The organism is Pseudomonas oryzicola, from assembly GCF_014269185.2.
In the GTDB taxonomy this organism is placed as follows: Bacteria; Pseudomonadota; Gammaproteobacteria; order Pseudomonadales; family Pseudomonadaceae; genus Aquipseudomonas; species Aquipseudomonas oryzicola.
Genome location: NZ_JABWRZ020000001.1, coordinates 1,672,771 through 1,684,605, shown reverse-complemented (window position 1 = coordinate 1,684,605; position 11,835 = coordinate 1,672,771). Strand labels below are relative to the sequence as shown.

The 11,835-nt window shown below is 63.9% G+C and carries 10 protein-coding genes; 5 read left to right on the top strand and 5 right to left on the bottom strand.

Annotated features, from left to right (window positions below; translation table 11 throughout):
• Positions 1 to 3: 3 nt before the first annotated feature.
• Entirely contained in the window at positions 4 to 441 is a 438-nt protein-coding gene (locus tag HU760_RS07610) for a MarR family transcriptional regulator (RefSeq protein WP_056804943.1), read from the bottom strand.
• A gap of 147 nt (positions 442 to 588) precedes the next feature.
• Positions 589 to 2,736 carry a DNA helicase RecQ gene (gene recQ / locus HU760_RS07605; protein ID WP_186676297.1) on the bottom strand — a complete coding sequence of 716 codons (2,148 nt, stop codon included), beginning with the start codon at positions 2,734 to 2,736 and terminating at the stop codon, positions 589 to 591.
• A gap of 246 nt (positions 2,737 to 2,982) precedes the next feature.
• Here recQ and HU760_RS07600 point away from each other — a divergent pair, with 246 nt between their 5' ends.
• The 3 genes from HU760_RS07600 to HU760_RS07590 all read left to right on the top strand — a co-directional run bounded on the left by HU760_RS07600 (position 2,983) and on the right by HU760_RS07590 (position 5,613).
• Positions 2,983 to 3,570 carry a YecA/YgfB family protein gene (locus tag HU760_RS07600; RefSeq protein WP_186676293.1) on the top strand — a complete coding sequence of 196 codons (588 nt, stop codon included), beginning with the start codon at positions 2,983 to 2,985 and terminating at the stop codon, positions 3,568 to 3,570.
• Positions 3,571 to 3,577: 7 nt separating this feature from the next.
• Positions 3,578 to 3,943, top strand: coding sequence for a YbaN family protein (locus HU760_RS07595; protein ID WP_186676291.1), 366 nt, complete (start codon positions 3,578 to 3,580; stop codon positions 3,941 to 3,943).
• Between the two features lie 311 nt (positions 3,944 to 4,254).
• Positions 4,255 to 5,613, top strand: coding sequence for a TolC family outer membrane protein (locus tag HU760_RS07590; protein WP_186676289.1), 1,359 nt, complete (start codon positions 4,255 to 4,257; stop codon positions 5,611 to 5,613).
• A 42-nt stretch (positions 5,614 to 5,655) separates the two neighbouring features.
• Here the strand turns inward: HU760_RS07590 and HU760_RS07585 are convergent, their stop codons facing one another.
• From HU760_RS07585 to HU760_RS07575, 3 genes are all read right to left on the bottom strand, one after another.
• A complete protein-coding gene (locus HU760_RS07585; RefSeq protein ID WP_186676287.1) occupies positions 5,656 to 6,255 on the bottom strand; it encodes a tRNA-uridine aminocarboxypropyltransferase in 600 nt (199 codons plus the stop codon).
• A gap of 114 nt (positions 6,256 to 6,369) precedes the next feature.
• Entirely contained in the window at positions 6,370 to 7,935 is a 1,566-nt protein-coding gene (locus tag HU760_RS07580; RefSeq protein WP_186676285.1) for a methyl-accepting chemotaxis protein, read from the bottom strand.
• 138 nt (positions 7,936 to 8,073) lie between these two features.
• Entirely contained in the window at positions 8,074 to 8,967 is an 894-nt protein-coding gene (locus HU760_RS07575; RefSeq protein WP_186676283.1) for a LysR family transcriptional regulator, read from the bottom strand.
• 217 nt (positions 8,968 to 9,184) lie between these two features.
• Here HU760_RS07575 and speB point away from each other — a divergent pair, with 217 nt between their 5' ends.
• Both speB and HU760_RS07565 read left to right on the top strand, forming a co-directional pair.
• Complete coding sequence (speB, locus tag HU760_RS07570) at positions 9,185 to 10,135, top strand: agmatinase (RefSeq protein WP_186676281.1); 951 nt, start codon at positions 9,185 to 9,187, stop codon at positions 10,133 to 10,135.
• 132 nt (positions 10,136 to 10,267) lie between these two features.
• Positions 10,268 to 11,647, top strand: coding sequence for a sodium:solute symporter family protein (locus tag HU760_RS07565; RefSeq protein WP_186676279.1), 1,380 nt, complete (start codon positions 10,268 to 10,270; stop codon positions 11,645 to 11,647).
• The last annotated feature ends 188 nt before the right edge of the window (positions 11,648 to 11,835 follow it).

Genomic DNA, 11,835 nt, shown 5'->3' with positions numbered 1-11,835 from the left:
CCCTCAGGATTTCTCCAGGTTGGCCAGGATCTTGGCATGCACCCGCATGCACACCTGCAGGTCCGCCTCGTCCACCCCGGTGAACAACTCTACCCGCAGCTGGTTGGCAATGGTCTCGATCTGCTCGATCAGCGGTTTGGCTGGCGGGCACAGCACGATCTTCTTCGCCCGCCGGTCCTCCAGCACCGCCTGCCGGCGCACCAGCCCCTGTGCTTCCAGGCTGTCGAGCAGGCGCGCCAGGGTCGGGCCTTCGACCCCCACGCTCTGGGCCAGCTCACGCTGGGTCGGGGCCTCTTCGAAACGGGCCAGGTGCAGCAACACCAGCCAGCGCGCCTGGGACAGGTTGAGCCCGGCCAGGCGGCGGTCCAGCTCGGCACGCCAACCCCGGGACATCTGGGCCAGCTGCATGCCGAAGCGGTGTTGGTTGTCGGTCAGGGGCATAGGCAACTCATTGAACAGATCTAATTATTAGGCAGCTAACCATGGCCCGCCCCACGAGGCAAGACCCGGGCTTTGGCGAACGTCCGATTATCGTCAAAAAACATGACAAAGGTCAGCAGACGACACTGCCCTCGTGCCGGGTGCCGGTCACAACTCGAATTCCGCCGCCAGTGCCGCCCGTACGCAATACAGCACGCCTTCTGGCACGCGGCCCCCGAACAATGGCGCAACGGCCGACACCGGCGGCAGCTCGCCCTCGCCGTCGAGGAAGGCATCCTGCACTTCCATCATCAGGTCTTCCGGCAGGTCCAGGGCCTGCTCCAGGCTCAGCTCCTGACGGCCCAGCGCCTCGGCCAGCAGGCTGTAGACGTTCTTCTCGCTGCAGTTGAGCTGCCCGGCGATCTGCGCCGGAGTCATGCCGGCACGGGCCAGGCTGACCAGTTCGTGACGCAGGTCGAGCACCACTTTCGGCGCCTCGGCGGTGCCGCCGCTGTCGTTCAGCACTTCGAGGAAGGCCTGGCCATAACGCTCCAGCTTGCGCGCACCCACGCCACTGACCTGGGCCATGTCGCTGAGGCTGACCGGCTGGCTGCGCAACATCTCCAGCAGCGTCGAATCGGGGAAGATGACGTAGGGCGGCACGCTGTGCTCCTCGGCCAGCTTGCGGCGCAAGGTGCGCAGCGCCTCCCACAGCTCGCGCTCCTCGGCACGCACCAGCTGGCTGGCCGGGCTGCCACCGCCGGAGGACGAAGTCCTGGCGCTGGTCTGCGGCTTGAGGTCGCGGCGCAGCTGCAAGGTCACCTCGCCACGCAGCAGTGGCCGGCAGCTGTCGGACAGGCGCAGGCCGCCATAGCCTTCCAGGTCGATGTCGACCAGGCCACGCGCCACCAACTGGCGGAACAGCGAACGCCACTCGACCTCGGCCAGGCCTTTGCCCACGCCAAACACCGAGAGTTTCTCGTGACCGAAATTGCGTACCTTCTCGGTGTCCTTGCCCAGCAGCACGTCGACCAGGTGGCCGACGCCGTAGCGCTGGCCGGTGCGGAACACCGCCGAAAGCGCCTGGCGGGCCGGCTCGGTGGCGTCCCAGGTCTGCACCTGGTCGACACAGTTGTCGCAGTGCCCGCACGGCTGCTCGAGGGTTTCATCGAAATAGGCCAGCAGCGCCTGGCGCCGGCAGCGGGTTTCTTCGCACAGCGCCAGCATGGCGTCGAGCTTGTGCTGCTCAATGCGCTTGTGGCGCTCGTCGCCTTCGGAGTTCTGCAGCATCTGCTTGAGCATCACCATGTCCTGCAGGCCATAGGCCATCCAGGCATCGGAGGGCAGGCCGTCACGGCCGGCACGGCCGGTCTCCTGGTAGTACGCCTCCAGCGACTTGGGCAGGTCGAGGTGGGCGACGAAGCGCACGTTGGGCTTGTCGATGCCCATGCCGAAAGCAATGGTGGCGACCATGATCAGCCCTTCCTCGTTGAGGAACCGGTGCTGGTTGGCGGCGCGCGTCTCGGCAGGCAGGCCAGCATGATAGGGCAGCGCCGGGAAGCCCTGGTCACACAGGAAGGCCGCGGTTTCGTCGACCTTCTTGCGCGACAGGCAATAGACGATGCCGGCGTTGCCACGGCGTTCGCCGAGGAAGGCCATCAGCTGCTTGCGCGGCGCCTCCTTGGGCACGATGCGATAGAAGATGTTGGGCCGGTCGAAGCTCGACAGGAAGCGTTCGGCGCCTTGCAGGTGCAGGCGCTGCACGATCTCTTCGCGGGTGCGCATGTCAGCCGTGGCGGTCAGGGCGATACGCGGCACATGCGGGAACAGCTCGGCCAGCTGGCCGAGTTGCAGGTACTCGGGGCGGAAATCGTGCCCCCATTGCGACACGCAGTGAGCCTCGTCGATGGCGAACAGGGCGATGTCCAGGTCACGCAGGAAGTCGAGCATGCGTGGCTGCACCAGACGCTCGGGCGCCAGGTACAGCATTTTCACTTCGCCACGGCGCAGGCGCCCGGCCAGTTCACGCTGCTGCTCGGGCGTCAGCGTGGAGTTCAGGGCGGCGGCCGGTACGCCCAGTTCATCGAGGGTGGCAACCTGGTCGTCCATCAGCGCGATCAACGGCGAGACCACCACCGTCAGGCCCGGACGCAGCAACCCCGGCACCTGGAAACACAACGACTTGCCGCCACCGGTGGGCATCAGCACCAGGGCATCGCCGCCATTGGCCACGCAGTCGATGATCGCTGCCTGGCGCCCGCGGAAACTGTCGTAGCCGAAGACGTCCTTGAGAACGCGCTGAGCCTGTTCGAGCATGTGCAACTCCACAAATCGCCGTACCATCCTGGACACAGGCTGGACGAAAAAACTCGCCCCGCACACGCCAAATGCGTAAGCGGTTTTTGCCAGGCAGCCGGCCAAACCTGCCCCTGGGTGAAAAATCGCGGAGTATACCGCAGCACCGCCCCGCGCAGGGCACACGGTGATAGACGTTCCCTTTCCCCCGCCGCCGCCGCAAGGTGCTAGAATTCGTTATCGTTTATTCCCCAAGGTAGCCCCGTAATGTCCTTCGCCGAGCAACTGACCCGCCTGCAAGCCTTCCTCGACGCCGACGAGCTGCACGAAGAAGCGCTGGACTATGTCGCCGCCCACGGCTACCTCACCGCCTTGTCGATCAACGCAGAGGAAGTGCCGGAGCGCGAGTGGATCGACGCGCTGTTCGCCGAAGAGCCGCACTACGCCAGCGAAGCCCAGCGCACCGAAATCGAAGCCACCCTGGTCGCGCTCAAGGCACACATCGCCCGCCAGCTGGCCAGTGACGACGAATTCGAGCTGCCGTGCGAGCTCGACCTGACCGACGAGCCGGACGATTCCGACCTGCGCGGCTGGTGCATCGGCTTCATGGAAGGCGTGTTCCTGCGTGAAGAGGCCTGGTTCGAGAACGCCGAAGAAGAAGTCAGCGAGATGCTGCTGCCGATCATGGTCGGCTCTGGCCTGTTCGACGAGCAGCCGGAGTTCGCCGACATCGCCAGCAACGCCAACCTGCAGGACGACATGATCGTACAGATCCCCGAAGCGCTGACTGCGCTGTTCCTGCTGCTGCACGCTCCTGACGAAAAACCGGCGTTGCTCAAGCCTCGCCATCACTGAGTCGCCTGTGCGCTACGTGCTGCTGGCCACCGGCTGGCTCAGCGTTGCGCTGGGGGTGTTGGGGATTTTCCTGCCGGTTTTGCCCACCACGCCATTCCTGCTTCTGGCGGCGGCCTGCTTTGCCCGCAGCTCGCCGCGCTTTCACCACTGGCTGGTCCACCACCCCAAGCTCGGGCCGTGGATTCGTGACTACCTCAGTGGTGAAGGCATCCCCCTCAAGGGCAAGCTCTACGCCATCGGCCTGATGTGGGCCAGCATCGGCCTGTCATGCTACCTGGTCCCCCTGTTCTGGGCTCGCACCTTCATGCTTGCCAGCGCTGTATTGGTCAGCCTGTACATCCTCAGCCAGAAGACGCTGCACAAGCCGAAGTGACAATATTTTGTCGCCAAATATCAATTTCGCCTAGTTGCCCATCTCTTTATCTAGAAACATTCTGGAACCCACGTAAGCCCCCGTGTTTGTTGGCTTTAGCAGGGAAATCCAGTGCTCGCACCCATGTATTTAGCCATGTTTTTTAGACAAAACAGGCCTTATATGGCGTTCTGATATGAATAAATCTTCTTATCTATCACATTGAATGTACTTAGCTGTGTCGTTAAAAACCTGCAACACTATACGCGATTACTTTATCGTCATTTTTTTGGCGAACAGCAGGATCAATTCCAGGATCAGGGAGATGTACCATGCGCGTTTTGAACCCCATCACCAGTGCGTTACTGTTGGCCCTGGCGAGTGCCAACGTACAGGCGATGTCGATCACCGAGGCTGTCCAAAGCGCCGTGGACTACCATCCGCAAATCAGCTCCAACCGCAACAGCAAGCTGTCGGCCGATGAAGATGTGAAATTTGCGCGTGGTGGTTACTACCCTTCCGTGGACCTGGTTGCTGGCTATGGTCGCCAGCGTTCGGACAACACTACCACTCGAGCCGAGGGCAACCACAACAAGGAAACCCTCAACTACACCCAGTCCGAACTGCGCCTGCGGCAGATGATCTTCGACGGCTTCAACACCTCGAATGAAGTGGGCCGCACCGAAGCGGTCTCGACCTCTCGTGCCTACTACACCCAGGCCGTTGCCCAGGATGTTGCCCTGCGTGCAGTCGAGGTGTACCTGGAAGTGCTCAAGCGCCGCGAACTGGTCACACTCGCCAAGAACAACCTGCAAGCCCACCTGCGGGTCAACGACCAGATCGGCCTGCGCAACGAGCGCGGTGTCGGCAGCACTGCCGACCTTGACCAGTCCCGCGCACGTCGCGCCCTGGCAGAAAACAACCTGGACACCGCCGAAGTCGACCTGGCCGACGCCGAGGCCAACTTCTTCAGCGTGGTCGGCCGCATGCCGGACGAGCTGGAAGCCCCGCAGTCGATCAAGGTGGCAATGCCCGCCAACCTCGAAGAAGCACGCGAGGGCATGCGCCAGAACAACCCGTACATCAAGTCGGCCCAGGCTGATGTCAACGCTGCCGAGAAGCAGTACGAAGGGGCCAAGTCGACCTTCTACCCACGCTTCGACGCCATCCTGGCTACCGGTGCCAACAACAACACCGGCGGCGAGAAAGGCCACAACAACAACGACTGGCAGGCCGGCGTGGAGATGAACTACAACCTGTTCCGCGGCGGCAGCGACAAGGCTCGCCTGCAGTCCGACGCGCACAAGATCAACCAGGCTCTGGACATCCGCAACAACGCCCTGCGTGAGCTGACCGAGAACCTGAGCCTGGCCTGGAACGCCATGAACAATGCCAGCAAGCAACTGCCGACCGCGCGTGAATACGCCGAAACGACCAAGCGTGTGCGTGCCGCCTACCAGGACCAGTTCGGTCTGGGCCAGCGTACCCTGCTGGACGTGCTCGACAGTGAAAACGAGCTGTACAACGCCGACCGCCGTTACACCGAGGTGCGTTACACCGAGGAATTCTCGCGCTACCGCGTGCTGGCGACCATGGGCGAGCTGCTGAGCAAGCAGCGCATTTCCCTGCCGCCGGAGGCGCTGGCCTCTAGTGACGTGACTACCGAGGCGCGTTTGCCTGAGATGCGTTGATCGGCTTTGCGATTGCCGGGGCCGCTTTGCGGCCCCCATCCTTCACTCGGTGCCATGGTTACGCTGGAATGTCTCTACACCCATGGCCCTGATCTGCCCCTCGATCAATGCCTCGAACGGCGCCAGCAGTGCGTCGAAGCAGGCCGGCTGCTCCAGCGCATTCAATGCCCCCACCACCGCCTCGATGGTCGATAACGCCCCCGCCTCCGGCGCCTTGCGCAAGCGATAGCGCGACGGCGCAACAGCCCCCAGCGTCACCCTCGGCAATGCCTCCAGCAGCGGGTTCAGGTACAACAGCTTGCGCGCCTTGCGCCAAGTGCCGTCAGGCACGATCAGCAGCAAGGGTTCGCCCTGCGCCTGGTCATATGGCGCCAGCACCTGGGCTTCATCGCCTGGAAACAACAGGGCCGGCCGATAACCGGGCGTAGCCAGCAGCGCGTGCAGCTCATCGAACACCTCGCCGACCCGCAACTCGGCATTGGTCAGGCCAAGGGCGGCCAGGCGGGCGGTGTTGAGCGCATGAGTGGTTTCACTGGGGTGCTGCAGCAAGATGACACGGGTGCGGCTGTCGAGTGTCGGGATCAGCGGGCAGAGGCAATGATCGAGGGGGCGCTGGCAGCGCTCGCAGCGGGGTCTGGGCATGGGGTTCTCCTTGGCGGGACCAGTTTGCCACAGGAGCCCATCAAGCCTGAGTCTTATCCACTTCCGTGGAAGCTGGCCTGGCGGCGAAAGGGCCGCACAGCGGCCCCGGCAGGCTCAACGGTTGAAGCGCTCGGCCAGGCTGTGCAGGTACTCGGCCATGCGCTCCAGGTCCTGGCTGATTTCCGCGCCCTGCCTGGCTTGCCCGGCGCTCTCGTCGCACAGGTGGGCGATCCTCACGATCTGCTGGTTGATATCCTCGGCCACATGGCTCTGTTGTTCCGACGCGGTCGCCATTTGCTGGCTCATGCCAGTGATCCGGCTGACCGCCTGGGCGATCCCGCTCAGCGCTGCCTGCACCGCCTCGACGCTGTGCACGCTGTCGCGGGAAATCTGTTCGCCACGGCTGGCAGTGCTCACCGCCCGCTCGGCCCCGGCGCGCAACGAGGCAATGATCTGGTGTATCTCCTCGGTCGATGCCCGCGTGCGCTGGGCCAGCGAACGCACTTCATCCGCCACCACGGCAAAGCCACGCCCCTGCTCGCCGGCACGGGCCGCCTCGATGGCCGCGTTGAGCGCCAGCAGGTTGGTCTGCTCGGCGATCGAGGTAATCACATCGACCACGCTGCCGATCGACTGGGTCTGTTCGGCCAGGGCATTGACCGCCTGGCCGATGTCATTCACCGCTTCGCTCATGCTGCCCATGGCCTTCAGGCTCTGCAGCGCCAGCTCACTGCCCTGCTGCGCCAGCTGGTCGGCGTCGCCGGCGGCATGCGCCGTACTCTGCACGTTGTGGGTGACCTGCTGGATGGTCGCCGCCATCTGCGCGATGGCCGTGGCGGACTGGTCGGTCTCGTTGCGCTGACGGTCGAGCATCTGCGCCTGGGCATCGGACAGGTCAGCCGACTGTGCGGCCCGCGACTTGACCCCGACACCCGCGTCGACCAGGCGGGTCAGGGCTGTTTGCAGGCGTGCTTCCTCGCTGATGATGGCCAGGTCGAGTTGGCCCTGCAGGCCTGGATTGTCGCTGTAGGTCAGCGCCACAAGCGGGCTGGTGAAGGCCTTGGGATGCTCGGCCAAGGTGCGGCGAATGGCCTGGTTCTGGCGCAGCTCGACCAGGTACCAGGCCAGCAGCAGGCTGGCCATCAGCACACCCAGCGCCGCATAAGGTGGCAGCCACAGGTAGCCTGCCGCCGACAGCAGGCCGGCAGCGAGCAACGGCCAGCCGTGGCCCAGCCCATGGCCCAGGCGGGCCGCCCACGGCACCGGTGCACGGCCAGCGCGCAAGCGCGCATACAGCGCTTCGGCGCGGCGGATCTGCTCGCGCGTAGGCACCGAGCGCACCGACTCGTAGCCACTGATGCGGCCCTGTTCGTAGATGGCCGTGACATAAGCGCTGACCCAGTAGAAATCGCCGTTCTTCGCCCGGTTCTTGACCACGCCCATCCACGGTTTGCCCTGCTTGATGGTGTCCCACATATGGCCGAACACGGCTGGCGGCATGTCCGGGTGACGCACCAGGTTATGCGGTTGGCCGACCAGCTCGTCGTAGGTGAAACCGCTGATCGCCACGAAGGCGTCGTTGCAATAGGTGATGCGGCTGTTGAGGTCGGTGGTGGAAATCAGGCGTTGATCGCTGGAGAAGGTTCTTTCGTGCTCAGTGACGGGCAAATTCATGCGCATCTTGGGCGATCCTTGCAGGATAATTTAGGGGAAAAATCATCAGCGCAAGTTGATATGTAGCAGAGCGCTATCAGTTTGGCGGCCTGCATTTGCAGGAATTTAAGGCATCCCGACGGAATGTTGTGAACGCCTTGTCTATCAGCCGACGTTGAGCTGGCTTTTCAACAGGTCGCGGAAGGTCTGGATCAGCGGCTCACGGCTGCGCCCGCGGCGGATGATCAACGAAAACGGCGCCTGATAGCCGAAGGTGGCAGGCGAGAGTACGCGCAGGTCGCCCTTGTCGACCCAGGCCTGGGCATAGTGCTCGGGCAGGTAGCCGATATAGGCCCCGGAAAGAATCAGGATCAGCTGCGCTTCCATGCTTTCCACCGTCGCCGCGCTGTGCTTGAAGCCGTGCCGGGCCAGCTCGGCCTGGCTCCAGTAGCCGCGCCCGACCATGCGCTGCTGGGTCACCACCTGCTCGGGGATACGCCGCTCGCCATACAACGGGTGGCGGCTGCTGCAATACAGCCAGTGCTGCTCGCGGTACAACGGCTGGTAGAGCAGCCCGCTCATGCGCGAGGAAAACGCCCCGATGGCCAGGTCCAGGCGATTGTCCTGCACGCCCAGCTGCAATTCGTAAGGGCTGGACACCGACAGGTGCAGGTGCACCGCCGGGTGTTCCTGGCTGTAGGCGCCGATGGCTTCGGCCAGCGGCAAGGCCCGGTCACCGACGGTAGAGTCGATCACGCCAAGGTTGAGGGTACCGCGCAACTCGCCCTTCAGCGCTGCGGCGTACTGTTCGAAACCGTCCAGTTCGGCCAGCAGGCGCAGGGTTTCCTGGTGGAACAGCTCGCCCTTGCTGGTGAGGCTGAAGCCGCCACGGCCACGGTGGCACAGCACGATGCCCAGGGCACCTTCCAACTGGCTCATGTAGGTACTGATGGCCGAGGTCGACAGGTTCAGCTCGCGCTGGGCGTTGGCGAAACCCTGGTGGCGCACCACGCTGACGAAGATGCGCAGCAGTTTCAGGTCGGGCAAGGTCGAGGCCATGGGGCAGCGGTTCCACAACGGTATTTGCGCGCAGTCTAACCGCTGCGCACGTGTTCAGTTCAGAAATTCCTGAACTAAGTATTTGCCGGCAGCGATTTTTCCCCGGCAGCGCCTTCAGCAGACTTGGCCGAAATGTCCCTGCCCGCCGTCAAGCAACAGGCGTGCGGCGGCACAGGTTCGAACAAACAGAACAATCGACCGACTGATGAGGCCCACCGTGGACAAGATTCTCCACCAACCACTGGGCGGCAACGAAATGCCGCGTTTCGGCGGCATCGCCACCATGCTTCGCCTTCCCCACCTGCAAAGTGCCCAAGGCCTGGATGCCGCGTTCATCGGCGTACCCTTGGACATCGGCACTTCGCTGCGCTCCGGCACCCGCTTCGGCCCACGGCAGATCCGCGCCGAATCGGTGATGATCCGCCCCTACAACATGGCCACCGGGGCAGCCCCGTTCGACTCGCTGTCGGTGGCCGACATCGGTGACGTGGCGATCAACACCTTCAACCTGCTGGACGCCGTGCGCATCATCGAAGAAGCGTATGACGAGATTCTCGAACACAACATCATCCCGTTGACCCTGGGCGGCGACCACACCATCACCCTGCCGATCCTGCGTGCGCTGCACAAGAAGCACGGCAAGATCGGCCTGGTGCACATCGACGCCCACGCCGACGTCAACGACCACATGTTCGGCGAAAAGATCGCCCACGGCACCACCTTCCGCCGGGCCGTGGAAGAAGGCCTGCTCGATTGCGAGCGTGTGGTGCAGATCGGCCTGCGCGCCCAGGGCTACACCGCCGATGATTTCAACTGGAGCCGTCGCCAGGGCTTTCGCGTGGTCCAGGCCGAAGAGTGCTGGCACAAGTCGCTGGTACCGCTGATGGCCGAAGTGCGGGAAAAGGTCGGCGGTGGCCCGGTGTACCTGTCGTTCGACATCGACGGCATCGACCCGGCCTGGGCGCCTGGCACCGGCACCCCGGAAATCGGCGGCTTGACCACCATCCAGGCGATGGAGATCATTCGCGGCTGCCACGGCCTGGACCTGATCGGTTGTGACCTGGTCGAAGTCTCCCCGCCTTACGACACCACCGGCAACACCTCGCTGCTCGGTGCCAACCTGCTGTTCGAGATGCTCTGCGTGCTACCGGGCGTGGTGCGTCGCTGATACCGCTGCACCCCGGCAGGAGCCATGAGGGAGGGCCACTGAGGCCCGCCAACACACGACAGGACCGCCGGGCGCCGTGAACCCGCCCGGGTGGTCGATCTCGCCATAATAAAGATAATCGGGAGACCCCCAATGGCCTTGGACATCATTGTTGTAATGATCTACACCGCCGGCATGCTCGGGCTTGGCTGGTACGGCATGCGCCGCGCGAAAACCCACGAAGACTACCTGGTCGCCGGGCGTAACCTCGGCCCGGTGCTGTACATGGGCACCATGGCCACCACCGTGCTCGGTGGCGCATCCACCGTTGGCACCGTACGCCTGGGCTACGTGCACGGCATCTCCGGCTTCTGGCTGTGTGCCGCCCTCGGCCTGGGCATCATCGCGCTGAACCTGTTCCTGGCCAAACCCTTGCTGCGCCTGCGCATCTTCACCGTGACCCAGGTGCTGGAACAGCGCTACAACCCCACTGCACGCCAGGCCAGCGCGGTGATCATGCTGGCTTATGCGCTGATGATCGGCGTGACCTCGACCTTGGCCATGGCCACCGTGTTGCAGGTGCTGCTGGACCTGCCGTTCTGGGCCTCACTGCTGCTCGGCGGCGGTGTGGTGGTGCTGTATTCCACCATCGGCGGCATGTGGTCGCTGACCCTGACCGATATCGTGCAGTTCGTGATCAAGACCGTCGGCCTGATGTTCATCCTGCTGCCCGTGTGCCTGTACAAGGCCGGTGGCTGGGACACCCTGGTGGCCAAATTGCCGGCGGCCAGCTTCCAGCTGACCACCATTGGCTGGGACACCATCATCACCTACTTCCTGATCTACTTCTTCGGCATCCTCATCGGCCAGGACATCTGGCAGCGGGTATTCACTGCCCGTGACGAGAAGGTCTGCCAGCGTGCCGGCACCACCGCGGGCGTGTACTGCGTGCTGTACGGCCTGGCCTGCGCCACCATCGGCATGGCCGCGCATGTGCTGATGCCCGACCTGGCCAACCCGAACAACGCCTTTGCCGAAATGATCAAGACCACCCTGCCCGATGGCATCCGTGGCTTGCTGATGGCGGCGGCGCTGGCTGCCATGATGTCCACCGCCAGCGCCGGCCTGCTGGCCGCGTCGACCACCCTGACCGAAGACCTGCTGCCCAAGCTGCGTGGCGGCAAGCAATCGAGCCTGGCCGTCAGCCGCCTGTTCACCCTGCTCACCGGCCTGGTGGTACTGGGTATCGCCCTGGTGGTGAACGACGTGATCAGCGCCCTGACCCTGGCCTACAACCTGCTGGTCGGCGGCATGCTGATTCCGCTGATCGGGGCGATCTTCTGGAAGCGCGCCACCACCGCGGGCGCCATCGCCAGCATGTCGCTGGGCTTTGCCACCGCCTTGCTGTTCATGTTCCTGGATGGCCTGGAGGCCAACACACCGATCTACTACAGCCTGGTGGTTGGCCTGCTGAGCTTTGTGGTGGTCAGCCTGATGTCGCGTAAGTCGGTGGCGGCGGCGAAGCTGGCCTGATAGATCCCGGCTGCCTTTACTGGCCCTTTCGCGGGTAAACCCGCTCCTACAGGAATATCACAGGCCTCGAGTGCTGTGGGTTACCCTGTGGGAGCGGGCAAGCCCGTGAAGAGGCGGTGTAGGCAACACACAACTGGCAGACACAAAAAGGCCGCTGCACCCACCCAGGTGCAGCGGCCTTTGTCTGT